This is a genomic window from Streptomyces caelestis (genome assembly GCF_001279005.1).
GTDB lineage: Bacteria > Actinomycetota > Actinomycetes > Streptomycetales > Streptomycetaceae > Streptomyces > Streptomyces heliomycini.
In genome coordinates, this window is record NZ_LGCN01000240.1 from 197,217 (window position 1) to 221,387 (window position 24,171).

Consider the following 24,171-nt stretch of genomic DNA (forward strand, 5'->3'; position numbering starts at 1 on the left):
TGAACGAGGGAAAGAAGGCTGACGGCATGCATCGTGCGCTGTGTCCGGTCGAGACGCTCTATGTGGGCCAGAGGAGCAGGGCCGTTCTGTCCTGCTCCTTGCGCGGGCCCGTGGACGTCGCGGCGCTGTCGGCCGCGTTCGACGCCATGACGGAGGCGAACCCGCCGCTGCGGTCCCGCATCGAACAGGACGGTGCGGGCCACGTGCTGCGCGTTCTCGGTGAGGCCGAGCGGCCCCGGCTGGTCACCCGCACCGGCGCCGAGGAGGAGGCCTACGCGGCGGAGCTGAACAGGCCCCTCCCGGTCGGCGGCCCGCTCAGCCGCGCCGTCCTGGTCAGCGCGCCGGACGGCGAGAGCCACCTGTTCGTGCTGGTGGTGGACCACACCGTCATCGACGGCCACAGCAGCATCGCACTGCACAACGCGCTGTGGGACCGCTACCGGGCCCTGGTCGACGGCGAGTCCACCGCCGAGGGCGCCGGTCCCGGCCTCCCGCGCCTGCCCGAGCCCGTCAGCCGGCTGCTGCCTCCGGCCGACGACGCCGACACGGCGAAGTACCTCGACGGCCGCCTCGAGGAGACACGGCGGCACCCGGTCGAACTGGTGCCCTACGACGTGCGGCGCCCGTCCGCCACCGGCCACGAGGCCGGCCCGGACGGGCACATCGAGGTCCGCAGACTGACCCTGGATCCGGACCTCACCTCGCGGCTGCGCCGGACGGCGCGCGGCTCGGGCGTCTCCGTGCACGCCCTGATCGCCGCGACGCTGCTGGTCACGGCCCGGCGACGCCTGGACGGCGACGGATCCCGCACCCTCGGCTGCCTCTCCCCCGTCGACCTGCGCTCCCGGCTCTCCCCGCCGCTGCCCGCCTCCGCCCCGGTGCCCGCGGTCACCACCCACCTGCAGGCCCTGGGCGTGTCCGAGTCCTCCGAGCCGCTGGAACTGGCGCGTGCCGTGCACGCCCGCCTGAGCGACTTCATCTCCCGCGGCGACCACTTCCACGAGATGCGCATCACGCCGGAGATCCCCCGCACCCCCGCTCTGCAACTGGCCACGGTGATCGCCACCAACATGGGCGTCGTCCCCGGCCCGCGGCTGCCGGACGGGCTGCGGGCGGTCGACGTGCGTCTGGTGCCGGCCCGCGAGCAGTACTTCCCCCAGGCGGGACGCAGCCCCGTCATGGCGTGCGTCGTCTCCTTCGAGGGCCGGCTCTCCATCGAGTTCCCGCACTCCACCGCCTGTTACAGCCCGTCCTTCATGCGGGCGTTCCGCGACGACGTGCGCGCCGGGCTCCTCCGCTTCGCGACCGCGGCGGAACCCGGGCACGCCCGCGCCGCCACGGGCTGAGCACGGCCCCTCCGTCCGTCCCGACCCCCGTCCGCCCGGCTGCCGCGAGGAGTCCCTGCCCGACATGACCACCGTCAGCGAACTCCCCTCTCCCCTGACGCTGCTCCCCCGAGCCCAGGCGGGCGACGAGCACGCGATGAACCACCTGCTCACCGGCATCACGCCCTACGTCGCGCGCATCTGCCGGTCCATCACCCACGACGACGGCGCCGACGCCACGCAGGAGGCGCTGCTCGCCGTCTACCGCGGCCTGGGTTCCCTGCGCGAACCGGCGGCGTTCTACGGCTGGGTGCGCTCGGTGACGGTCCGCGAGGCCCTCCGCACCGCCAAGCGCTACGGCGAGGAACGCTGCTGTTCACAGGTGGAGTCGCGGCAGGAGGCGAACCCGCTGGACGCGGTGCACATCAGCGACGTGCTGGAGCGGCTGTCCCAGGCGCACCGGCAGGTCCTCACTCTGCGTGCCTACGGGCTCAACGAGGAGGAGATGGCCGAGGTGCTCGCCCTGCCCGTGGGCACCGTCCGCTCCCGTCTCTTCCGTGCCCGCCGCCGGTTCCAGGAGGCGTGGCAGCCCTCGGCGGCGTGAGGGCCGGCGCCTCGGGGCCGGACCCGTACGAAGGCGGCCGTGGCGGTGCGTCACCGTCACGGCCGCCGCCCGGGGCCCGGCGGGCCCCGCCGCGCGCTACCGCACGCGTTCCGGGAGGACGCGCGGGGGCCACTGGCCCGCGGCGAACATCCCGAGCGCGTGCGCCCGCGCCACCAGGGCGGGTCGGTTGGGCGCCTCGAAGCGCCGCAGCATCCGCCCGACGCGGTACTCGATCCCCTGACGGCTCAGATAGAGACGGGAGGCCAGCTGCACCGTGGACGCGCCGCTCGCCACGCCTTCCAGGACCTGCGCGTCGAGGGCACTGAGCACGGGCCCGCCGGAAACCGCCTCTTCGGCCCGGCGCAGGAAAACGACGACGCCGACGGTCGCGCCCGAAGGTTTCCTGACCGCGACTGCGGTGACTTCCGCCGGGAAATTCCGGCCGGTTCCGTCCCGGCCCGTCACTCTTTCCTCGAATCGCCGACGGCGTCCTGAGGAAAGCGCGGCGAACTGTTCCCGCAACCGTGCGGGAACGGGTGAACGGAGGAGGTCGAGAAAGCCGTACCCGCATATCTCGTCGGCGCTCAGACCGAATTGGCGGGCGAATTCGGGTTCCGCGGCCGTGACGACCAGGTCCCCGGGGGACACGTGGGCCGTGCAGACACCCGCCGGCGCGGCGCTTCCGGCCGGGTCGCGGCGGGCGGGAGCGGGCGGAGCGGTGGCTCTCTTCTTCTCGCGGGGCGAGGCGTCGGGGAAACTCGTGGTCGCCACGGACGTACCGTCCTTCTTCCTGCGCGTGGGGGGCTGGGAAGGGTGAGCGGACGCGGAGCGCACCGAAGCGCTGTGCCGGGGTGTCGACGAGCGTCCGGTGACGGCACGCCACCTCGTCGGTGGCCGGGCCGGGTGTCCGCGTCGTCCCGGGTCGGCCGGCGGCGGGCGCCGGACTCCCGGGTGGGTCAGGGTGAGCGGAGCGGGCGGCGCCGGGGCGGCCGGCGTCCGACCGACGCGGATAACGTTGTCATGGCCATTCGATCTCGGCGCCTGCCGCCGGGAGGAAGCCGTCGGGCCCTGCTCCCGGCCTTCGCGAGGGGCCCGGTCGAAAGCTGCGCAGCACGAAAACCTCCACATGACGAAGACGGGATCGCATCAAGGGGGCACCTTCGAGATTAAGGGTCGGCAACCCTTGTGGCAAGGGTTTGCCAAGCGGCCTCGACGGCCTGTCACATCCCCTGCGGTCGGGCCGTTCCCGGGCAGCGCGAAGCCCGATCCACACACTCCTCGTGGAGCCGCAAGCCACCTCGGCGATGGCCGGTTGACCTGCGCTTAACGGCTTGTCGCCCCTTGCCGCGCTTCATAGAGTGTGGACGACCCGCGTGCCCGACCGGGCAGGCGGGGACCGCGGACACCCTGCCGATCGCGCCACGGAACCAGAGGGGAGAGATGCTCGAACAGCCGCTTTTCGGCCGCCGGTTGAAGAGACTCCGGCTGGCACGGGGCCTGAGCCAGGCCGGCCTCGTCGGCGACGGCATGTCGACGGGATACCTGTCACGCCTGGAGTCCGGTGAACGGCCTCCCACCGAACGCGCCGTGTCCTACCTCGCCCACCGGCTCGGCGTCGACGCCTCCGCCCTGACCGGCCCGTCGGACGGCAGGTCCCTGACCGGGGTGCTGGCCGCCGTGACCTCGGCGCCGCCCGGCACGGACGACACGGCGGCTCTCAGCCGCGCGGTCGAGGAGGACGCGGGCGAGGACCCCGCCGCCCGCTGGCAGGCCCTGTGGCTGCTGAGCCGCGCCGCCGGCCGCGACGGCGACTACGAGCTGGAGCGCACACGACTGCTGGAACTCATCGACCTGAGCGACCAGTTGGAGGCTCCGGAGCTCCGGGCCCGGTCGCGCGTCCGGTACGCCCGCTGCACACGCGCCCTGGGCGACATGCGCACGGCCGAACCGGCGGCCGTGGAGGCCCTGTCCGTCGCCCGCGCCGCGGAGCTGTGCGTGTCCGACACACTGGCCGCCCTGATGGCGCTGATCAGCATCGAGACGGAACTCGGCAACCTGGAGACGGCCGGCCGGCACGTCGCCGAACTGGAGCGGGACCTGCTGCCCCGGGCCACGGCCGTCCAGGCGGCCGAAGCGTTGTGGACGGCCGCCGTGGTCAGCAACCGTCAGGGCGACGACGCGACCGCCCGGGCCAGGCTGGACACGGCCCTGGGCCTGCTGGAGGGCAAGGACGACCTGGCCCTGTGGACCCGGCTGCGAGCCGCCGCCACCGCCGCCGCGCTGCAGATGTCACCGCCCCGGGTGGCCGCCGCCGAACGCTGGCTGGACGAGGCCGCCTCCGTCCTCAGCCTGATCGGAACCCCTCTGCAGCTCCAGGAGTTGCGGGCGCTCCAGGCCCATCTCGCCTTCCACCAGGGCCGGCTGGACGACGCCCGGGCCCTCGGTCAGGCGCTGCTCGCCGGGGAGGACCTGCGTCTCTCCTACCGTGACCGGGTGCGGCTGTCGGTCCTCGACGGCCGGCTGATGATCCTGGGGGGCCGCGTCGACGAGGGCATCGCCGTCCTGCAACGGCTCGGACGGCAGGCGACGGAGTCCCGGAACCTCGATCTGGCGGCCCATGTCTGGCAGGCCCTGGCCACCACTCTGGCCGACGTCCGCTCCCTCGGGGCGCGGGCAAAGACACCGGCGGGGGGCGACTTCGGCCGCTGAACGGCCCGCGCACGCCCGGCGCCCCGGTGCGCGAAACCGTGTGCGCGAGGTGCGGCCGGGCTGTCCGTGACGGGCCGGGGCGAGCGGGGCGCCGACGGCGGTCCGCTTCGGCCGGGTGCGGGCCGGTGACGCGGAAGAACGGCTCCGCCCGGTCCCTCGCGCTCTCCGTTCGCCCCGGCCGGCCGGCCCGGGGACGCGAGGCGAGTGCCGGGCGGAGCGGTCGCCGGAGGAGGGGCGCCGCCCCGGCCTCCGGTCAGCGGGTGGCGAGGAGCTCGAGCGTGTCGATCACACGGTTCGAGAAACCCCACTCGTTGTCGTACCACGCGACCACCTTGACGTGGCGGCCGTCGACGCGGGTGAGGGCCGAGTCGAAGATCGACGAGGCGGGATTGCCGGTGATGTCGGACGACACGAGCGGGTCGTCCGAGTACTCGAGGACTCCGGCGAGCGGCCCCTGCGCCGCGGCGCGGTACGCCGCCAGCACGTCGTCGCGCGTCACGTCGCGGGCGACGGTCGTGTTGAGTTCGACGATCGAGCCCACCGGCACCGGTACGCGGATCGAGTCGCCCGACAGCTTGCCGTCGAGGTTCGGCAGCACCAGGCCGATCGCCTTGGCGGCGCCGGTCGTGGTCGGCACGATGTTGACGCCGGCGGCCCGGGCGCGCCGGGCGTCGCGGTGCGGACCGTCCTGCAGGTTCTGCTCCTGCGTGTAGGCGTGCACCGTCGTCATGAACCCGTGCTCGATGCCGGCGAGTTCGTCGAGGACCGCGGCCAGCGGCGCGAGCGCGTTGGTGGTGCAGGAGGCGTTCGAGACGATCGTGTGCACGGCCGGGTCGTAGGCGTCGGTGTTGACCCCGAACGCGAGCGTGACGTCGGCGCCGTCCGACGGCGCGCTGACGAGCACCTTCTGCGCGCCCGCGTCGAGGTGGGCGCGGGCGGCCTCGGCCGAGGTGAAGCGGCCGGTGGCCTCCAGGACGATGTCGACCCCGAGGTCGGCCCACGGCAGCTGCGACGGTTCACGCTCGGCCAGCACCGTGATCCGGCGGCCGTCGACGACGAGCGCGTTCCCGTCGACGGTCACCGGACGCCCGAGCCGGCCGGCCGTGCTGTCGTAGGCCAGCAGCCGGGCGAGCGTGGCCGGCTCCGTCAGGTCGTTGACGGCGACGATCTCGAGGACGCTGTCGCGTTCGAGCAGTGCGCGCAGCACATTGCGTCCGATGCGGCCGAATCCGTTGATGGCGATGCGAGTCATGAGTGGTGTCCCTTCCCTTCGCCACCAGGCTCGCCCGCGGCTCGCACCGCGGACAGTGGCGCGATCGCCATCGTTCGAAAGGATCGTGCCACGGTGCTACTCACCGCGGGTGAAGGTGCGCCGGTACTCGCTCGGTGTGGTGCCGAGGACGCGCTGGAAGTGCAGGCGCAGGTTCGCGCCGGTGCCGAGGCCGACGTCGGCGGCGATCTGTTCGACGCTGCGCTGCGACCGCTCGAGCAGTTCGCGGGCCAGGTCGATGCGGGCGCGCATCACCCACTGCATCGGCGTGTAGCCGGTCTCCTCGACGAAGCGTCGGGAGAACGTGCGCGGCGAGACCCCGGCCCGCCGTGCCAGCGTGTCGAGGGTGAGGGGCTCGCCGAGCCGGTGCAGCGCCCACTCGCGGGTGGCGCCGAAGCGCTCGCCGAGCGGCTCGGGGACGCTGCGCGGCACGTACTGGGCCTGGCCGCCGCTGCGGTAGGGGGCCGCGACCAGGCGGCGGGCCGCGTGGTTGGACGCGGCCACCCCGAGGTCGCCGCGCAGGATGTGCAGGCACAGGTCGATGCCGGAGGCGGCGCCGGCCGAGGTGAGCACGCTGCCCTCGTCGACGAACAGCACGTTCTCGTCGACCCGGACGAGCGGGTGCCCGGCCGCGAGCGCCCGCGTGTAGTGCCAGTGCGTCGTGGCGCGTCTGCCGTCGAGCAGGCCCGTGGCGGCGAGCGCGAAGGCGCCCGTCGAGATGGCGGCGAGCCGCGCGCCCCGGGCGTGGGCGGCGATCAGCGCGTCGACGACGGCCCGCGGCGGATCGTCGCGGTCCGGGAAACGGTAGCCGGGGACGAAGACGATGTCGGCCCACGCGAGTGCGTCGAGGCCGTGGGCGACGTGGTACGCGAGGCCGTCGCCGCCGGTCACGGGACCGGGTGTCGCCCCGCACACCCGTACCTCGTACGGCATGCTCGCGCGGGTCGTGAAGACCTGTGCGGGGATTCCGACGTCGAGCGGCTTCGCGCCTTCGAGCACGAGGACGGCGACGCGGTGCAGGCGGGAGGCGGGCATGGGGAAGAGGCTACGGGGGGCGTGACGTCGATCATCCCGGCGCCGTGCCGGGCGTGCCCGGCCGGCGGCCCGCCTCCTCCTCGGAGGCGTGGTCCGCCGTGATCCGCCGCACGGCCGTCGCGCTTCGGCCCGGAGCCGTTCGGGATGCGGCCGCTACAGGTCGAACTCCAGGTGCTCGATGTCGGTGAAGCGGACCTCCTCCAGCTGGCCGGCGCGGCGGCCGCCGTCCTGGAAGTACACCTCCTTGAGCGCTTCGGCGGCGATCTCCTTGAGCCGCTGGTCGCCGGCGCCGGCCTGCTGGGCGTCGAAGAGACGGGCGGCGTACTGCGGGGGCAGGGCGACGGTCAGGTGCCGGACGCGGTCCTGGTCCGTCGACCCGATCGGCGCGGTGTAGCCGAGGCGGGCGCGGGTGTCGAGGACGATGCCGCCGGTGGTGGCCGCCTTCTGCCGGGCCCTGGCCCGGATCTGCGGCTGCCACCGTTTCCTCACCTCGCGCTCCAGGCGCGCGGCGAGGTCCGGGCGGGGCTTTTTGATCTGGTCCTTCACGTACCGCTCGACGGTGCGCTGGGAGATCCGCAGCGTCCGGGCGACCGCTTTGGTGCCCTTGAGCTGTCTGACCAGGTACCGCATCTGCGCGGGCGCGCTCTTGGGCGCCGGGCGGGTGAACGCCTTCTGCACCGCGGCGTCCAGGCCCTCCCCGAACAGGCTCATCGTCGCCTTCTCCTACTCTCCGTTGTCGATGCCGGTGACGGCGCCGTCCTTGATGTACCGGGCGAGGTTGAGCTCCGGCGCGTCGAACCGGTCGCGGACCTCCTCGCCCCACAGGACGGTCTGGGTGCCCTCGTGCTTGACCAGACCGGGGTTGACACCGAGCTTGAAGCCGCCGGGCAGCGGTCTGCCGTCGCGGTAGGGCAGGAAGTCCAGCGGGCCGGTGCCGTCGGTGGCGTAGACGACGCAGTCGGACAGGACCGCGACCGGGTACTGGCCGGTGAACGCCGCGTGCTTGACGATCTTGCGGTGCAGGTTGATCCGGGTGCGGGAGATGACGGCCGCGCGGATGTCCGGCCGCCAGGTCGGGCGGGCCAGGGCGCGCCACGGCCGGCCCGGCCGCCAGCCCTCGCCGCGCGGGCGTTCGCGCAGCTTGCCCAGGCCGCCCTTGACCGTCGCCTTGATCGCCGAGACGACGACGGCCAGCTCCGGATCGCGTTCCCTGTGGCCGTCCATCGCCGTCAGGAAGTCGGCGGGCGTCAGGTCCGCGTGCACGCCGAGGTCGGCCATCGTGGCCAGGTAGGCGTCCCGCAGCCGCTGGTACCAGCCGTCCAGGTAGCGCCCGTTGTCGTAGCGGACGTAGGCCTCGATCGGGCGGACGTCGTAGCCGAGTTCGACCGCGTAGGCGACGGTGGGGGTGGCGTACCAGGCCGGGCCCTTTGGTCGCTCGCCCTTCGGGGTGAACGGGCTGGGCAGCAGGTCGCCGTCCAGCTCCACCCACTCCTTGCCGGCCTTCACTCTCGACAGGTCGACGTGGGAGAGGTCGACCAGCCAGGAGCCGGGCAGCTTCGGGTCGAATGCCGGAGCCTTGACGTGGGTCGGTGCGCCGAGGCCGACGACCAGGCCGTTGGCCCCGGCGGCGAAGGCCATGTTCACGTCGATGCCGACCAGATGGCGGCGCATGCATTCGGCGTCGGTCATCGGCCGCGCCCAGTCGTACGCCTCCTCGAACAGCTTCTCCGCCGGACCGCGGACGTGGAAGCGGGGCAGGTCCGCCAGGAGCGGGTGCCCGTCGGGGGCCTCGCACGGCGCCGGGTCGACCGGGTCCTTGCCGAGGCTGCCGGGGTTGTGCTCGGAGTGCCGCTTCCCGGCCGGGTCCGGCCCGGAGGCGCGGGTCGGCGGGTGCAGGGCGGTCATCAGCTCCAGGCCGGTGACGGCGGTGGAGCCGCGCGGCGTCATCACCCGGGACGCGTACACGCCCAGCACGCGGGCGAGCTCCGCCGGCGGGAGCTGCCCGGCCCCGCCCCAGTGCCGGGCGTCCAGCGCGTGCCACGACGGGATGCACAGCTGCACGCAGGCCCGCTCGGAGCCCTGCGCGGGGCGGTAGATCCTCGCCCACGGGCCGAAGCCGCGCTTGGTCAGCTTCCAGTCGGCGCGGACCAGCTGCTTGACGACCTTGTGGCCCTCCGGGATGCGTCCGGCGAGCCGCTCCTCCTCGGTGAGGGCCACGGGGAGGCCGTAGCGCCTGAGCGCGGCCTCGGTGAGGACGAGCAGCGGGTCGGCGTCCTTGCCCGGGCCGGACAGCCTCGGCTGCCCGAGCCTCGCCTCCTTCAGCGTCCACTCCACCAGGGACGGCAGGGACTTGGCGGGCACCTCCAGGACCAGACCGCCGGTGCAGTACGCCAGGACCTGCCCGTCCGTGTCGACGTCGACGACCGCCAGCGGCCCGTTCTCGAACCGCGGATCGGCGCCGTCCGCCGGGGCGCCGGCCGGCGCCGCCCTCCGCGCGTGCGGCCGATGTGACGTCGACGTGTTTCCGGCGGTGCTCGCCGGATCCGGTGCGGCGGCGGTGACAGGGGCCCGGGTGTCCTCGTGCGCGGTCACGGCCGTGCCCTCGGGCGCCTGCCCCGTGGACGGGGTCCGTTCCGCCGGAGCGGGCTCGTCGGTGGGCATGTCCGGCGCCGCCGCGGGGGCGGCGACGGGCGCGGGGTAGAGCTCCGCGAGCTTGTCCAGCAGCCGTGCGTACGCCTCGCGCTCCGGGCCGCGCGGCTCGGTCGGCTTCTTGACCGATTCCCAGCCGGACACCGTCGCCCGGCGCACCTTCAACGCGCCGGCCACCTCGTCCAGTGTCAGCCCGTGGGCCTGACGCAGCCGCTTGCGCTCCTCCGCCGGCGGCAGCGGAGCACGGGACGCGACCAGCGCGTCGACCGCGTCGAACAACTCGGACATGGAACACCTCCCGTCCGACACCCTATCGCCCTACCGTACAACTGGCGTGCGTTCACCGTACGAACAGCGTACGGAATGCGTAATTCGCTCTCGCTCGGCTCCTCGGCCGCCCCCGGCCACTCGGCTCGACGAGCCGCGCGTCCGAGGGGCCGTCCCGCCCCACGCGCCGGCCGAGCGGGGCACCCCACGGGACGGCGGTGGCCCGGGAAGTGGCGGTTCCCATGTACCCGCATGGCTATTGACCTGCTCGGATTCGCTGTGCTTCCCTCGGCTTTGGTGGGGGCCTAGGGGGTACCGCCGCCGACTGCGACCGACCGTTCCGGGGCACACCCGGGGGCACGGGCGGCATGCCACGGGTGGTACGCAGAGGCGGATCGAGAGGGCGCGAGGTCCCTCGGGGTTTTGGGGGACGCGGTGGGAACGCTGACGAAGTGGTCGTCGCGTCACACCCGCGTGCACCTCGACCGGGCCCGCCCCGGCAGCGGGCGGCACGAGGCCGGTGTCCCCGGCCGGTTCCCGTATCTCCGTCGAGCGAACTCCCCGGCGCCACCGGAGCCGTGGGCGGGACCACCGGGACGACGCGCGGGGCGCCGGCGAACCCGCCGGAACCCGGGCCGCGTTCTTTCCGTCTTGCCCCGACGGACCGCCCCGTGCGCGGGGGAGAGCGACTCCGGCCGGAAGGCGACGAGCAAAACCCGCCCTGACATGACCGACATCTAGCGAAGCAGCCAAAAGTGATACACATACCACCGCAGAACCTTTCGCGAACGAACCGGAGAACCGCGTTCTTCGCGGGGCGCCGACCGCGGACGGCCCTCTGGACCGCGGCGGGTGCCGTGACCCTCGGGTTCCTCGTCGCGCTGGAGTTCGCCGCGCGTCACTACGGCCTGCCGGGGCCGCTCACCAACCAGGTGCGGGAGGTCGTGTACGCCCCCAAGTCGGGCGGCCTGCTGTACGCCGCCATGGCGTTGATGATGGTGGTGCTCACATGGCGGGAACGGTTCGTCGCGGTGGGTACGGCGATCGGTGTCGACGTCGCCTTCCTGGTGGTCCGGTGGGCGGTCGACGCCGGGACGGCCGGCGGCCACCCCTTCGGCAACGGCGCCCTCTGGGTGATCCTGGGCAGTGCGGTCGTCGCCGTCACCCGCCGCACCGGCCGGGAACGGGTCCTGCTCCTGAAAGGCGTCGGGCTGGCCCTGCTGCTGGTGGCCGGCCGCAAGACCGGTGACACCTGGCTGCTCATCACCTCGAAGACCCGCTCGACGGTGCTCGACCAGTACGTGGCCACCGCCGATCACGCGCTGGGCGACCCGTCGTGGCTGGTGGGCCGGATCGTGACGGCCACCGGTCCCGTCGGCTTCAACTTCCTCGACTTCGTCTACGGCAACCTCGCGGTGGCCGCGGTCGTCGCCGCGCTGTACCAACTGCGTCACGTGGCGGTCGAACGACGCTTCCCGCGCCACCACCTGGTACGCACGTTCCTGGTGATCGGCCTCGTCGGACCGGCCTTCTACATGATCTTCCCGGTGGTCGGACCGATCTTCGCCTACGGAACGGGCGCCGAGCACTGGTCGGCCGTCAGCCTGTGGGCGCCGGACATGCCGCCCAGCGAGCCCTGGGCCGTGGCCGACCTGTGGCCGCGGACCCTGCCGCCGACCGGTACCCCGCACCCCATGCCGTTCGACGGGATCACCCCGCGGAACTGCATGCCCAGCCTGCACACGGCGTGGGCCACCGCGATCTTCATCCACTCCCGGAAGGGCCCCCGCGTCCTGCGGTTCGCGGGAACGTTCTGGCTGCTCGCCACGCTCGCCGCGACGCTGGGATTCGGCTACCACTACGGCGCGGACCTCATCGCCGGCGTGGTGTTCACGCTCACGATCGAGGCGGCCCTGCGCTCGTTCGACCGGGGCTGGGACCGATCGGGGATCCTGCTGGTCGCCTACGGCGCGACGGTCTTCACCGCGTTTCTGCTGTCCTACCGGTTCCTGCCGCTGGCGATGGCCGAGCGTCCCTGGCTGGCCGGGCCGCTGCTCGTGCTGGCGACGGCCTCGGTGATCCACGGCTACGTACGGACCACCGCGTCGTGGGAGCCGAGGACCGCACCGGCGCGGCAGCCGGAACCGCAACCCGAACCGATCTGAGGCGTGCCGCACGGTCCCGTCGGTCCACCGGCGCTCCGACGAGGAGCGCCGGTGCGGGGCACGTGCGGATCTCCTCCGAGGGGATCCGTCATCGTGCGCCGCGCAACCGGAGAAGGTACGTCGCGGTCAGCGCGACGGCACGATCCCCCTCGCACGACAGCCGCAGGAGGGCACGTGACGCCGTGGCTCCCGGGATGTCCGCCAGCGCCTGGGTCAGCCGCAGGCGTGCGGGCGCTTCGGTGCTGTCGTCGGTGAGGCGGTCGACGAGCCCGGTGGCGATCCGGTCCGCCGTCGCGGGGTCGCTCGCCAGCGTGCTCAGCGCATCGGCCGCGTCGGTGTCGTTCCTCCCCTCCACGACCATGTCGATGAGCGTGGGGGCCGCGCCGGCCGCTCCACGTGTCCCGAGTGCCAGGGCCGCGTGCCGCCGGACCACGGCGTCGGAGTGCGCGAGGGCGTCCCGCAGCCGGGCGGCGGCCTCCTCACCGGGCATCTCGGCGAGGGACCGGACGGCACGTTCGCGCACCGCGGCCACTGGTGAGCCCAGGCCTTCCGCCAGCAGTACCGTGCCGTCGTCACCGGATCGCGCCAGCGCCCATCGAAGGGCTCCCGCGACGTTCGGGTCCGTCTCGCACAGCACCGCCTCGACCAGGGCCTCCACCGGTGCCGGGACTTCGTCGGCCGAGGAAAGGGCCGCGCGCTGGCGCGCGTCGGCGCTCTTCGACCCGAGTGCCTGAAGGAGTGCGACGCTGCGAAGGACGTCCTCCCAGTCGGCGGGCTCCGCGGCGTCGATCCGGCAGAGCCGCGTGAGCAGCTCGTTCTCGGCCGCGATGCGTTCACGCGTCCGAAGGATGAGGTCGTCGACGAGCGCCGAGGGCGTGAAGCCGGGTTCGTCGAGCACGCGTCCGATCTCACGCAGCGGCAGTCCCAGCGATCGCAGGCTCTCGACATGGAAGATCCGCCGGATGTCCTCGCCGGAGTACTCCCGGTAGCCGGAGCCCGTACGGCCCGAAGGCCGCACCAGACCGAGCGACTCGTAGTGCCTGAGCATGCGGGCGCTGACCCCGGACCGTCGCGCCACCTCACCGATCAACACGCCCTATCGTCCCTCATGACCGGATCCGCCGAGGGCCACGACGCGCTTCGCCTCCTCGATCGCGAACCCGGATCCGGCGTCCGGGTCGCGCAGCAGTCGTTCCGTGGCGAGCGCGTGCGCGCGCACGCGCCGGTCGGGGGACGTCGTGGCGGCACGCAGGGCCGGCAGAACGGCATCGCCCAGCGCGACCAGCGCCCGGCTGAGGCTCAGCCGTGTCTCCCGCTCACCGCGCCCGAGTTGCCTCGTCAGCATCGCGGCCAGCCCGGGCTCCTCGCCTTCCGGTACGAGCACGACCGCGGCCCGCCAGGCGCTTCGCGCCACCTCGTCGTCGGCGTCGGACAGGAGCTCTCGTGTGATCGCCGGCCACGCCCGCCGGTCCCCGATCTTGGACAGCGTGTGCAGCGCCTGACTCCGTGCCCGCGCACGCTCCGAGCGGACTTCGCGAAGCAGCCCGGGGAGCGTCATGGACACCGGATGGCGGGTGAGGGCCCAGGTCAACATATCGCGGACGAAGAAATCGGTCTCGAGCGCGCATCGTTCGACGAGTCTGTCGACGAAGCACGGCGCCGGCGTCGTACCGGCCACCAGAGCAGCCCTCAATCGCACAGACGAACGATCGTCCTCCAGCTCCTGGAGCACGCGTACCGCATCCGTGTCCTGCCCCGTCGTGGTCATCGCGGCCACCTCCTCGGCAAGCAGTGAAGGCCTTGTCACCGTGTCAAGGTCAAACGGGTCCCTGCGCGGTCGCCGGTCACCCGCCGCGTGCCGACGGAACACCGCCGGGCGCCGCGTCGACAGGCCCACACCATGACGCGCGGCCCGAGCACCCGTGACGACGAGATCGCCGCCCTCCGCCTCGGCGTTCCGGATCGTCCGCCGGACCATGCGCTCGTGGACCACCAGGAGGCGGAATCGGCTCCTCAGCTCCTCGGCTCCTCGGGGTGTCCCGACCGCGCTCGTCGCGGCCGTCGGACAGGCCGCGGCCGGGTGACCGCTCCCGCTGACGCGGGTGCTTCCCGCCTTCGCCCACGGGGTGGCGGCGGCGCGGACCGGCCCCGCGACCGCCGTCGAGCGGCTGCGCGGGGCCGGCCGGGGACCGTGGTGACGCGAGGGTGCCGGAGAGCGGTACGGCTGCGGGGTCCTCGTGGAGGCCGGCGCCGCGGGAGCTCAGGGGACGCGCTCAGCGCGTGCAGTACCAGTCGGGGGCCGACGGCATGTGGGAGGACATCGAGCGGACCCGCTGCCACATGCCGTGAGAATGCCCGGCGTGACGCTGCTGTTCGCCGTGCAGGGCGCTGAGTACCACGAGGCAGCCGGTCAGCGCCGGTACCGCCCACTGGGCATAGGCGAGGCGGCGCTGGGCCTTGTCGGTGTCGATGGGGTGCTTGGCCGCCTTCTCGACGTCCTCGGGGGCGTCCGAGGAGGCCCGCTCCACCTGCTTGCCGAGGACGCGGGAGTAGGCGGTGGCGGCCAGTGCCGCACCGGTGACGACGGTCTTGGCGAGCGTGGCGGCGGCCGCGCCCTGCTGGGTGGCGATACGGGGGGCGTCCGCGGCCAGCATGCCGCCGCTGCCGAACAGATGGACACCGATGGCCGCGGCGTTGACCGGCGTCCACTTCGCCCAGCCGGACGAGGCGATCCGGGCGGTGGCCGTCCGTGTTCCGCCCTCGGACTCGGCGGCACCGTTGAGGCCGACGGCGCCCATCAGTGAACCACCGAACCACGCCGCCAGCCCCAGATCGTGCAGGCTCCGCATGAGGGTGTTGCGTTCGGACATCGGGGACTCCTTCACACGGAGTGAACGGGTGGACGCGGCCGGATACCGGCCGTGTCCACCCTCACCCGCGGAAGGACCGGGTGCCATCGCACGTGGTACGAACGGGTTACTCCCGGCGGGCGGGCCGGTCGGCCCAGCGGCTGCCGTCGAGTTGCCGCGCCATGCGGCCGGGACGGCCCTGTGGGAAACGCCGGCGTGCTGGGTCCGGTCCGGCTCGTCATGGACCCTGGGGGCCGGGGAGGGCATCACCACCGCCAAGACCCGCGTGCTCCAGCAGGAGCCCGAGGTCGCCCTCCTTCACCCGGGTGACCCCTTGCGGATGCCTGTTGGACAGGGCGTGCAGCGGGACGGGGTCGCGGTGCAGCCGACGGGTCGCCGCCGGGTCCAGCGTCGCCGTGAAGCGCCACGGTCGGCGCGGGTCGCCGGACACCTCGTACGGCTCGCCCTCGATGCCGGCCACCGCGGCGATCTCCCGCAGCGGCGCGGCGAAGTAGATCCACAGGCGGTCGCCGGGGGCCGTGCGACGCCACCTGGACAGGCACCACTCCCGGCGAGGCGCGGTCTCGGCGAGTTCCAGCATGCGGTCCTTGCTCGAGGAGCCGCCGTCCGAGGCGGTGTCCGCGGGTTTCACGATGAACAGCCAGTCCACGGATGCTCCTCCGCTCCCATGCGTCCGTACCGTGCCGTACTCGGCAAAGTTCTCCTGTGGTGCTGCCCGGTACGGGAGCCACCATGCCCGGCCCCGCGCACGCCCCCACCGGGTCCGGGGCAGCGGTCCGCATAAGCTGACCGGCGCCCCGTCGCGCAGGGGCACCGAGGAGGGCGGATCATGGGGGTCGCGTCGATCGGCGTACGGCTCGTCGCCGACGCCTTCGTCGAGGATGCGGGCGAGGGGTTCGTGTACTCCTGGCTGGTGCCCGACGACGGACGGCGCGGCTGGATGCTGTTCACCCCGGCGGAACGGCTCTTCCGGGAGTGCGACGCGACGGGAGCCGTCCCGGAGGACGGCATGGAGGTGTGCTTCGCGCTCCCCGAGGACGAGGCGGTGCGCAGGCACGCCCGGTGGGAGGGCAGCCGGGAGTGGCGGGTGATGGTGACGGCGGCCTACGGCGTCTGGAAGAAGTTCCAGGAGCACGGGGAGCCGCCGCAGCAGGCCCACCGCACCTTTCACTAGACACGCCCGGCACATCGGCGCAGAGGGTGCTCACCTTCTCGTGGGCGGCCCCGCCCGGGCGCCCTTCACGTCGGACTCCACCGCCCCTCCCGCACGGTCGGGTCCCTCATCCCTTCCTACGGCTGCTCGGCGCACGCCGGGCCGGGCGTGCGCTCCACCATGCCGGGCTCCGGCAATGTGGCGGCGCGCCAGGTTGCCGACCTGCCCGCATGCGACGGGCCGATGCGTCCGCGTACGGTCCACAGCGACCCGCGCGGTACCGCGCCCAGCGTCCCGGTCCGTCGCTTCCGGGCACCCCACGCCCGGACCCTGCCCCCCTCTGCCACGAAATGACCCGTCATGCCGTACCAGGACCGACCTCACGTCCCCTCTCCCCCGCCCCTCGATCTCGTCAACGACGTCGTCACCCGTTTCGACGCCTACGCCCGGGCCCGGGCGACGCGCGACAGCCTGTTGCCGGCGGCGCGCACGACTCCGCGTCACGAACAGCAGGCCTTCGACGATCTGCAGGCCGCCGTGGTCCGGCTGCGCAGCAGTCTCGGCTGACCACGCCCCCGGCGTCCACGTGCGGCGGGTCCGGCTTTCCACCGCTCGGTCGCGCGCCGCGTCGTGGAAGGCCGGCATCCAATGGTCCCCGGGCGGGAAGTTCCGTGCGCAGGGGCCGGCGGTGCGTCCCGCCGCCTTCTCAGCCGGCCGGCGGGTGGTCCTCACCGCCGAGGCCCTCGACCGTACGCGTCGTGGAGTCGTAGCTGCGCGCGCCGGTGAAGGTCGCCTCCCGGGGTTCGCGCAGCGCGGCGGGCAGAAGGTGTTCGGGCCACCGCGCCGAGGCGCGGCGCGACCGGGCCAGCGTCACGTGCGGGATCCAGCGTCCCGGAGCGTGCAGCGGGTTGAGGCGCCCCGTGGTGGAGGCGAGCACCTCCCACACCCGTCGGTGCAGTTCGAGGACCTCCGCGTCCGCGGCGACGCTCCAGGCGAGCACGCGGGTACGTCCGTCGAAGCGCAGCAGTCCGTCCAGCCGGAACGGCGCGGGCAGTCCGCCGTCGAGGAGTGTGGCGAGCTCCGCCCTGGCCGGGGGGCAGAGGTCCTCGCATGTCGCGAGGGTCATGTGGGGCCGATTGGTCGGGTGCCGGTGCTCCGCGAGGCTGGGCAGTCCCGCGGCGGCCATCATGCGCCACATCTCCCGGACGTGCGTCTCGGTGGCGGTGTCGGGCAGCAGTTCCACGGTGCGCACGACGCCAGCCTACGGGGCCGGGGCGGGACCGCGGGTGGCCGGCGCCGGCGTACCGCCCGGGCCCCGTGGCCGGGCCCGGCCGCCGGCGCCGGGCCCGGTCACGGGGCAGTGCCGTGGAGGTACTCGGTCAGGGCCTTGCCCGGCTGGAAGGAGGCGGAGCCCCCGTCGGTGCGGAAGCGACCGAAACTGCCGGCCACCACCGTCTCCTCGCGTTTGAGCGCCTCGGCGATCACGCCCGCCATGTCGACCGTGCCGAACAGGGCGTCGATCAGCTGCTCCGCGTCTTCCTGGCGGATGTCGTGACCCCTCTGCGCGGCCTTGTCCACGCCGGCCCGGGCCAGTTGGGACTTGTCCATGTCACACCTCTGCTCTTCCTGTCCGGCCGCGTCGGGACGGCGGGCCCGGACCTCGGGGCCGGGACGGACACGGGCGCCGCGAGTCCCCGCCCGGGCCACCGTGCGTCGTACCGGAGCACCGCCGTCGGCACGTCGGTTCCGCGCCCATCACAGTCGCCCGCCCGCACGACTGCCAGCGCTTGCGGCCACATGGAGCAGGCACGCCCGCCGCCCGGCATCGGCGTCCGGAGCAGGACGGCGGTCGCGGCCGCCCGCGGCGGCGGACGGAGGAGAAGGAGCGGGCGGCACGACGTGACGGCTGCGCCGGCGCTCCCGCGCAGGACCGGCCGTACGACAGCACGACGGTCCGTGTCCCGGCAGGCCCCCGGCCTTCGACCCCGCACCGCCCGCGACCGAGCGCGTGTCCCATTTGCCCGATTACCCTGAATCCTGTGGACCCGTATCCGACCCCCCCGGGCAGTGGCCACGGCGACCGGACGCAGCCGGTCGCCGGAGTACGTCCGGAGATCCTCGCCTCCTGGCAGCGCTCGCAGTCGCTCGGCATCGACCGCGAGGGGGCGGCTCTGCCGGTCGAGCGGGACCTGGATCCCGACTCCCGGCTGATCAGGGCCGCCGCACCGGTGCTGGACCGCCTCTGCGAACGGTTCTCGGGCGTGCCGGTGACCGTGGCGCTGGTCGACTCACGGGCGAACATCGTGGACCGGCGGGGCGGCCCGGCGGGGCTGGAGCTGATGGACGCCGCCTCCCTGGTGCCGGGCGCCAATGTCGACGAGCGGTTCATGGGGACCAGCAGCGTCAGCATGGTGCTGAGCACCAGGGCGCCGTTCATGGTCGTCGGCCACGAGCACTTCCTGCACCGTCTCCAGGAGCTGACCTGCGTGGCCGCGCCGGTGCGCGACCCGGTGGGGGGCACCGTGCGGGGCGCGGTCAATCTCTCCGTGCCCCGGGCGCTGGCCGACCCCGGCATGGCGCTGGTCCTGCAGAACGCCACCGACCGCATCGGGGAACGCCTGCTGGAGCTGAGCACGTCCCGCGAACTGGAGCTGATGCGCTCCTTCCGCCGGGCCAGGGAGCGCGGCCGGCACGCCGAGCTGGACCTCGGCTCGGGAGAGCTGTCCCGGGGCGGCGGACCACCGCCCCCGCTGGCCTCGCAGGAGCGGCTGATCCTGCTGGAGCGCGCCGTCGAACTGATCTCCTCGGACGGCGAGGCGTTCGCCGAGGTGCCGCTCGCGGGCAGCCGCGTGGCCGTGTTGCGCCGCCGGGAGCTGCACCACGGCGACGCGGAGGGCGCGGCGGTCGAGGTCAGCTTCGAGGACGCCCCGGGCACGGGGGCGCCGGGCCCGGTCACCGCGGTCGCCCCCGATGGTCGTCACGTGCCGCTCCTGGACCGTCCCGCCGCGGGGGCGGACGCGCCCGGTGCGGCGACGGAGCCGCACGCCGCGCCGGGCGACGCATGGCTGCTGCTGGTCGGCGAGCCGGGCGTGGGACGGCTCGCCGCCGAGGCGCGCGGGCGGCTGTCCCTGCTGAACGAGGCGGGCGTACGGCTCGGCACCACCCTGGACATGTGGCGTACCGCCGAGGAACTGGCGGAGATCGCCGTGCCGCGCTTCGCCGACCTGGTCGTCGTCGATCTGCTGGAACGCGTCCTGGCGGGTGAGGAGCCGCCGCCCGGGCGGCCGCGCCCGGACGCGGCACTGCGCCGGGTGGCGATCTGGGCGGGCGAGGACTCCCGCGACACCCCGGCCGGCGGCGTGGACGAGCCGACCGGCTACCCCGCCGGTACGCCCCAGGCCCGGTGCCTGGAGACCGGGCAGCCGGTGACGGACTCGGTGCTGACCGCCGCCCTGTCCGGGTCGCCGGCCGGCCGGGCGCACCCCGTCGACCTGCTCGGCGGGGGCGTGCACTCCTACCTGGGCGCGCCGCTGTCCGCACGGGGCTCCGTCCTGGGCCTGGCGAGCTTCTACCGCCGCGGCAGGACGAAGCCGTACGAGCAGGACGACCTGACGCTGGCGGGCGAACTGGCGGCCCGTGCCGCGATCAGCGTGGACAACGCCCGCCGCTACCGCCGGGAGCACCACGCCTCCCTGACGCTGCAGCGCAGCCTGCTCCCGCATGTCCTGCCACGGCTGGGCGCCGCCGAGCTCGCCTCCCGTTACCTGCCCGCGGACACCAGGGCCGGCGTGGGCGGGGACTGGTTCGACGTGATCCCGCTGTCCGGGTTGCGCGTGGCGCTGGTCGTCGGGGACGTGCCCGGAAACGGTCTGCAGGCGGCGGCGACCATGGGCCGGCTGCGTACGGCGGTGCGGACGCTGGCCGGGCTGGACCTGTTGCCCGAGGAGGTGCTGGCCCACCTGGACGACCTGGTCAGCCGCACTCCCGACGAGTCGGCCGACGAACAGGACCCGGCGACGGGGGCGACCTGCCTGTACGCGGTGTACGACCCGGTGTCGTGCCGCTGCACGGCCGCACGGGCCGGTCATCCGCCGCCCGCCGTGCTGACACCGGGCGGGCGGGCGCGGCTGGTCGACCTGCCCAGCGGTCCCCCGCTCGGGCTCGGCGGGATCCAGCCGTACGAGTCCGCCACCGTCGACCTGCCCGCGGGCAGCCTGCTGGCGATGTACACCGACGGTCTGCTCAAGGAGGATCGCGGCTACGGGGACACCGACGCGCGTACCGGGCAGCTGCTGGCCTCGCTGAGTCGCGGCGGTCCGGCGCTGGAGGACGTCTGCGACCGGGTCGCGGACATCCTCCGGCCCGGCAGCCCGCACGACGACGTGGCCCTCCTGCTGGCCCGTGTGCACGCGTTGCCCGAGGACCGGGTGGCGACCTGGGAGTTTCCGTCCGACCCCTCGGTCGTGGCACGGGCCAGGGCGGTGACCCGCGATCAGCTCGCCGCCTGGGGCATGTCGGAGCTGGATTTCAACACCGGGCTGGTGGTCAGCGAGTTGGTCACCAACGCCGTGCGGTACGGCGGCCGGGGGCCCGTGGGCCTGCGGTTGCTGCGCGACGACTCGCTGATCTGCGAGGTGTCCGACCGCAGCAACACCTCTCCGCGCATCCGACGGGCGGCCATGACCGAGGAAGGCGGGCGCGGCCTGTTCCTGGTGGCGCAGTTCACCAGCAGCTGGGGCGCCCGCTACATGCCGCAGGGCAAAACGGTGTGGGCCGAGCAGATGCCGCAGCCGGGGCGCCCCGCACCGGAGACGGACGAGCAGGCGCTGCTGGCCATGTTCGACGACCTCGGCTGACCTTCCGGATTCAGCGGCGGCGGCCTGGGGCCGTCCGCCGGTGAAGCGGCCGCATCGCCTCGCGCAGCGACCGACGCGGGAGAACGGGAGAAGCCGTCCCGCGCGTCGTGGCCGCTTCTACGCGCCGCCGTCGGCCGATCCCCTGAAGGACGGGTCCCGCGCGCCGAGGGCCGCGTCGGCGGCCCGCAGATGGCGGGCGACCGGACCGAAGGAGACCAGGCCGCTGCCGCCGCCGGCCGACTCGCCGTCGGCGGCGGCGAGTTCGTCACGGGCACGGCACAGGACCTCCTGGTGTCCCACGGCCGCGGCGGTGCGGGCCAGTACGCACCAGAGCGCCTCCTGGAGGAGGTCGTGGGGTGGGCGGGGGACCGTCGTGAGTGCCTGCCGGGCTCGCTCGGTGGCGCCGGAGGCGGCCAGCAGCAGGGGATCGAGCCACGGTCGGTAGGGGCCGGCGTCGAGGCGGGCGAAGTCGTCGGGGTCGGGCGCGGCGTCGCCCCGCATGACCGGGACGAGCGCGACGAGGACGGCCATCCCCCGGGTGAGTCCGGGCATGCCGTGGCCCGCGGTCTCCGCGAGGAGCTGCGCGTACCGGGGGCGGGCCGCGGTCCATCCGTCGGTCTCGCAGGTGCGCAGGGCCCGGTACCAGGAGGTGAACACCGCGGCGAGCGGCCGTTCGTCGCGGTGTGCCAGCCGGTCGATCTCATCGGCCTCCGCGTCCGCCGCCGCGAGGTCGCCGAGACCGGCGAGGGCCTGGAGACGGACGAGGCGGCCCAGGACCTCATGGCCGGGCAGGTGGTGGTCGACGGCCAGCCGGGTCAGCTCGGCGCCGAGAGCGTCCCGGCGGGCGGCCGATCCGCAGGTGGCGAAGGACTGCATGAAGGCGCCGTTGAGGGCGAACGCGAGCACCGCGGGGTCGCCGAGGCGGCGGGCGAGGCGGACGGCCTCCTCGGCGGCGCGTTCGGCCCGCAGCCGCCAGGGTTCCGTGGCGGCCGCGGCGGCCGCCCGGGGAAGCGGTGCGTCCGCCGCGGCGTCACCGCGTGACTCGACGGCGACGACCGACAGCAGCCGGGCCCGCAGCGCCGGCGGTCCGCCGGGGCCGAGCCGGGCGGCGGCGCGGGCGGCGGTCCGGACGAGTTCACCGGCGCCCGCGGGGTCGTCGGCCCGGGTCCAGACCGCCGGCACGTCGTAGGAACCGATGATCCTCGCGGCCAGCTCCGGGTCCCCGGTCGTCTCGGCCGCGGCGACCAGCTCGCGCCGGTGCTCGCGGGCCTCCCGCAGGCCGGCGGCGCCGGTCACCGCGAGGTCCCGCAGCAGGCCTGCGGTGGCGTGCAGCCGGGCCCGGGAGCGGGCGGGCACCGAGCGGTCCCACGCGGCGGCCGTGCGGTTCCAGACGCCGTCCGCCGCCCCGGTCGGCTCGGTCGCGGAGCCGGTGGCGCCGCCGAGGACGCGGGCCTCGGTGCGAGCCAGGGCGGCTCCGGCGTCCGGTCCGTAGGCGCCGGCGAGGGCCTGGCGGGCATGGGCCAGGGTCTCCAGCGCCTCGCCGTGACGGCCGGACCGGTCCAGAGCGGTCACCAGCAGCACCCATCCGTCCTCCCGCCCCGGGTGTGCGGCGACGTGGGCCCGCAGATCGACGACGGCGCTGCGGGCGGCGCCGGTGGCCAGGAGGGCGTCGGCGCGACGCTCGACCGCGTCGAGGCGGAGCGCCTCCAGCCGGGCCCGTTCCGCGGCGGCCCACGCGGCGGCGGGGAAGTCGGCCAGGACCGGCCCGCGCCACTGGGCGAGCGCCCGGTCCCACAGGGCGACCGCCGCGTGCGGCGGCGCCCCGGCGGCCCGCGCGGCCGCGTCCTCGAACCTCCAGGCGTCCACCGCCTCGCGCCCGGCGCGCAGCACGTAGCCGGGGCCGTCGGTGACCAGCAGCCGCGACGGCTGTCGGGAGAGGCGCCCGGGTTCCAGGGCCCGGCGCAGCGCCGCGACGAAGGTGCGGAGTGCGCCGATCCCGCCGGCCGGGGGTTCGTCCTCCCACAGGTCGGCCACGAGCCGACCGACCGGGACCACCCGGTTGCGGGCGACGAGCAACCGTCCGACCACCTCCCGGTGGCGGGGCGCGCCGAGCGGCAGGGGGACCCCGTCGGAGTCCCAGGCGGCGACCGGCCCCAGCAGTCCGAACTGCACACCCACGGCACGGTCCCTTCGAGGGCGGCGCCGTCCCCGGGGGCGCCGCGTCTGCACTCATCGATCGCTGATCCGGAGCCCGCAGCCTGGGTGACGTCCCCGGACGACCCGGACCGCCGGGCCCGGAACGTCCACTCTGCCACGAGCCGCAGGAGCCGCCGTGACCCACCCGAGCATCCCCGGATTCACCGAGCACCGCGTACCGGTCGACGACGGTCTCGCACTGAACGCCGCCGTCGGCGGCAGCGGTGCTCCGGTCGTGCTGCTGCACGGTTTTCCGCAGACCCATCTGATGTGGCGGCACGTCGCCGCCGATCTCGCCGCCGACCACACGGTCATCTGCCCGGACCTGCGCGGCTACGGCGCCAGCGACAAGCCCGCCGAGAGCGGCCCGGACGTCTACTCCAAGCGCACCATGGCCCGGGACGTGGTCCGCCTCGCCGCCGCACTGGGGCACGACCGCTTCACCCTGGCCGGCCACGACCGCGGCGCCCTCGTCGCCTTCCGCGCCGCGATGGACCACCCGGGCGCCGTGTCCCGGGCGCTCTTCCTCGACGTCCTGCCGACCCTCGACATGTGGCACGCCCTGCACGGCGTGTCCGGCGCGGTCGGCTTCCACCTGTACCTGATGGCCCAGGCGCCGGGCCTGCCGGAGCAGATGATCGCGGCATCCGCCGACGCCTTCTTCGGTCACTTCCTCGACACCTGGACCAACACCCCGGACGCGATCCCCGCCGACGTCCGCGACCACTACCTCGCGGCGTCCGCGGCGGCCGTGCCCTCCGTCGTCGCCGACTACCGGGCCTCGGCCGGCGTGGACGTGGACCACGACACCGCCGACCGGGAGGCGGCCAACCGGCTGGCCATGCCCGTCACCGTCCTCCAGCAGGACTGGGGCGCGGCACTCGGCTACCACGCCCAGGGGCTGTGGAGCGCCTGGGCCGGGGACCTGCGGCACCGCACGGTCTCCTGCGGCCACTTCATGGCCGAGGAGGACCCCGGGCTGGTCGCCGGCGAGATCCGGGCCCTCCACGACCGCTGACGCCCACCGCCCCGCCCGCTCCCCCGGCCCCGAGGGCGGGAGCGGGCGCCGCGC

20 protein-coding genes are annotated in these 24,171 nt (G+C 74.4%); 8 read left to right on the top strand and 12 right to left on the bottom strand.

The annotated features are described in order from the left end of the window. The first annotated feature begins 26 nt into the window (after positions 1-26). Positions 27-1,346 (top strand): phthiocerol/phthiodiolone dimycocerosyl transferase family protein, encoded by a 1,320-nt coding sequence (locus ADK41_RS32505; RefSeq protein WP_037803886.1) that lies wholly within the window; start codon positions 27-29, stop codon positions 1,344-1,346. A 64-nt stretch (positions 1,347-1,410) separates the two neighbouring features. Then, positions 1,411-1,929, top strand: coding sequence for an RNA polymerase sigma factor (locus tag ADK41_RS32510; RefSeq protein ID WP_030823993.1), 519 nt, complete (start codon positions 1,411-1,413; stop codon positions 1,927-1,929). 96 nt (positions 1,930-2,025) lie between these two features. On the opposite strand, the gene ADK41_RS32515 is transcribed toward ADK41_RS32510, so the two are convergent. Next, a complete protein-coding gene (locus ADK41_RS32515) occupies positions 2,026-2,700 on the bottom strand; it encodes a PAS domain-containing protein (protein WP_030823994.1) in 675 nt (224 codons plus the stop codon). 669 nt (positions 2,701-3,369) lie between these two features. Between ADK41_RS32515 and ADK41_RS32520 the strand changes: the two genes are divergently transcribed. Beyond that, positions 3,370-4,638 carry a helix-turn-helix domain-containing protein gene (locus ADK41_RS32520; protein WP_030823996.1) on the top strand — a complete coding sequence of 423 codons (1,269 nt, stop codon included), beginning with the start codon at positions 3,370-3,372 and terminating at the stop codon, positions 4,636-4,638. A gap of 253 nt (positions 4,639-4,891) precedes the next feature. Here ADK41_RS32520 and gap read toward each other — a convergent pair whose 3' ends face one another. The 4 genes from gap to tap form a co-directional block, all read right to left on the bottom strand. Beyond that, complete coding sequence (gene gap / locus ADK41_RS32525) at positions 4,892-5,890, bottom strand: type I glyceraldehyde-3-phosphate dehydrogenase (RefSeq protein ID WP_030823998.1); 999 nt, start codon at positions 5,888-5,890, stop codon at positions 4,892-4,894. 96 nt (positions 5,891-5,986) lie between these two features. Continuing rightward, positions 5,987-6,943 carry a GlxA family transcriptional regulator gene (locus tag ADK41_RS32530; protein WP_030824000.1) on the bottom strand — a complete coding sequence of 319 codons (957 nt, stop codon included), beginning with the start codon at positions 6,941-6,943 and terminating at the stop codon, positions 5,987-5,989. A gap of 153 nt (positions 6,944-7,096) precedes the next feature. Beyond that, the gene (gene tpg / locus ADK41_RS32535) at positions 7,097-7,654 is read right to left on the bottom strand and encodes a telomere-protecting terminal protein Tpg (protein WP_030824002.1); all 558 of its coding nucleotides are present in this window, start codon (positions 7,652-7,654) and stop codon (positions 7,097-7,099) included. 12 nt (positions 7,655-7,666) lie between these two features. After that, a complete protein-coding gene (tap, locus tag ADK41_RS32540; protein WP_030824005.1) occupies positions 7,667-9,880 on the bottom strand; it encodes a telomere-associated protein Tap in 2,214 nt (737 codons plus the stop codon). 836 nt (positions 9,881-10,716) lie between these two features. Between tap and ADK41_RS32545 the strand changes: the two genes are divergently transcribed. Continuing rightward, on the top strand, positions 10,717-12,024 hold the full coding sequence (locus ADK41_RS32545; protein ID WP_030824010.1) for a phosphatase PAP2 family protein: 1,308 nt from the start codon (positions 10,717-10,719) through the stop codon (positions 12,022-12,024). Between the two features lie 88 nt (positions 12,025-12,112). Here the strand turns inward: ADK41_RS32545 and ADK41_RS32550 are convergent, their stop codons facing one another. From ADK41_RS32550 to ADK41_RS32565, 4 genes are all read right to left on the bottom strand, one after another. Continuing rightward, positions 12,113-13,117 (bottom strand): MerR family transcriptional regulator, encoded by a 1,005-nt coding sequence (locus ADK41_RS32550; protein WP_030824013.1) that lies wholly within the window; start codon positions 13,115-13,117, stop codon positions 12,113-12,115. A 3-nt stretch (positions 13,118-13,120) separates the two neighbouring features. Next, complete coding sequence (locus ADK41_RS32555) at positions 13,121-13,792, bottom strand: HEAT repeat domain-containing protein (RefSeq protein WP_030824016.1); 672 nt, start codon at positions 13,790-13,792, stop codon at positions 13,121-13,123. A gap of 505 nt (positions 13,793-14,297) precedes the next feature. Beyond that, positions 14,298-14,894, bottom strand: a complete 597-nt coding sequence (locus tag ADK41_RS32560) for a hypothetical protein (RefSeq protein ID WP_030824019.1) — start codon at positions 14,892-14,894, stop codon at positions 14,298-14,300. Positions 14,895-15,111: 217 nt separating this feature from the next. Next, the gene (locus ADK41_RS32565; RefSeq protein WP_030824021.1) at positions 15,112-15,543 is read right to left on the bottom strand and encodes a hypothetical protein; all 432 of its coding nucleotides are present in this window, start codon (positions 15,541-15,543) and stop codon (positions 15,112-15,114) included. Positions 15,544-15,723: 180 nt separating this feature from the next. Here ADK41_RS32565 and ADK41_RS32570 point away from each other — a divergent pair, with 180 nt between their 5' ends. Continuing rightward, a complete protein-coding gene (locus tag ADK41_RS32570) occupies positions 15,724-16,068 on the top strand; it encodes a hypothetical protein (protein ID WP_030824023.1) in 345 nt (114 codons plus the stop codon). A gap of 339 nt (positions 16,069-16,407) precedes the next feature. Next, positions 16,408-16,614, top strand: a complete 207-nt coding sequence (locus ADK41_RS32575; RefSeq protein WP_037803827.1) for a hypothetical protein — start codon at positions 16,408-16,410, stop codon at positions 16,612-16,614. Between the two features lie 139 nt (positions 16,615-16,753). Here the strand turns inward: ADK41_RS32575 and ADK41_RS32580 are convergent, their stop codons facing one another. Next, on the bottom strand, positions 16,754-17,290 hold the full coding sequence (locus ADK41_RS32580) for a 2'-5' RNA ligase family protein (RefSeq protein WP_037803889.1): 537 nt from the start codon (positions 17,288-17,290) through the stop codon (positions 16,754-16,756). Positions 17,291-17,397: 107 nt separating this feature from the next. After that, positions 17,398-17,655 (bottom strand): hypothetical protein, encoded by a 258-nt coding sequence (locus tag ADK41_RS32585; protein ID WP_030824026.1) that lies wholly within the window; start codon positions 17,653-17,655, stop codon positions 17,398-17,400. Positions 17,656-18,086: 431 nt separating this feature from the next. On the opposite strand from ADK41_RS32585, the gene ADK41_RS32590 reads away from it, so the two are divergent. After that, positions 18,087-20,903, top strand: coding sequence for a SpoIIE family protein phosphatase (locus ADK41_RS32590; protein WP_030824027.1), 2,817 nt, complete (start codon positions 18,087-18,089; stop codon positions 20,901-20,903). 117 nt (positions 20,904-21,020) lie between these two features. On the opposite strand, the gene ADK41_RS32595 is transcribed toward ADK41_RS32590, so the two are convergent. Then, positions 21,021-23,081, bottom strand: coding sequence for an AfsR/SARP family transcriptional regulator (locus tag ADK41_RS32595; RefSeq protein ID WP_051843087.1), 2,061 nt, complete (start codon positions 23,079-23,081; stop codon positions 21,021-21,023). A 154-nt stretch (positions 23,082-23,235) separates the two neighbouring features. Between ADK41_RS32595 and ADK41_RS32600 the strand changes: the two genes are divergently transcribed. Next, positions 23,236-24,117, top strand: a complete 882-nt coding sequence (locus ADK41_RS32600; protein ID WP_030824033.1) for an alpha/beta hydrolase — start codon at positions 23,236-23,238, stop codon at positions 24,115-24,117. The last annotated feature ends 54 nt before the right edge of the window (positions 24,118-24,171 follow it).

Coding starts and splice junctions, on each gene's coding strand:
- ADK41_RS32585 (WP_030824026.1), bottom strand. CDS start 17,655: ATGGACAAGTCCCAACTGGCCCGGGCCGGCGTGGACAAGGCCGCGCAG.
- tap (WP_030824005.1), bottom strand. CDS start 9,880: ATGTCCGAGTTGTTCGACGCGGTCGACGCGCTGGTCGCGTCCCGTGCT.
- ADK41_RS32505 (WP_037803886.1), top strand. CDS start 27: ATGCATCGTGCGCTGTGTCCGGTCGAGACGCTCTATGTGGGCCAGAGG.
- ADK41_RS32510 (WP_030823993.1), top strand. CDS start 1,411: ATGACCACCGTCAGCGAACTCCCCTCTCCCCTGACGCTGCTCCCCCGA.
- ADK41_RS32520 (WP_030823996.1), top strand. CDS start 3,370: ATGCTCGAACAGCCGCTTTTCGGCCGCCGGTTGAAGAGACTCCGGCTG.
- ADK41_RS32575 (WP_037803827.1), top strand. CDS start 16,408: ATGCCGTACCAGGACCGACCTCACGTCCCCTCTCCCCCGCCCCTCGAT.
- ADK41_RS32530 (WP_030824000.1), bottom strand. CDS start 6,943: ATGCCCGCCTCCCGCCTGCACCGCGTCGCCGTCCTCGTGCTCGAAGGC.
- ADK41_RS32555 (WP_030824016.1), bottom strand. CDS start 13,792: ATGACCACGACGGGGCAGGACACGGATGCGGTACGCGTGCTCCAGGAG.
- ADK41_RS32570 (WP_030824023.1), top strand. CDS start 15,724: ATGGGGGTCGCGTCGATCGGCGTACGGCTCGTCGCCGACGCCTTCGTC.
- gap (WP_030823998.1), bottom strand. CDS start 5,890: ATGACTCGCATCGCCATCAACGGATTCGGCCGCATCGGACGCAATGTG.
- ADK41_RS32560 (WP_030824019.1), bottom strand. CDS start 14,894: ATGTCCGAACGCAACACCCTCATGCGGAGCCTGCACGATCTGGGGCTG.
- tpg (WP_030824002.1), bottom strand. CDS start 7,654: ATGAGCCTGTTCGGGGAGGGCCTGGACGCCGCGGTGCAGAAGGCGTTC.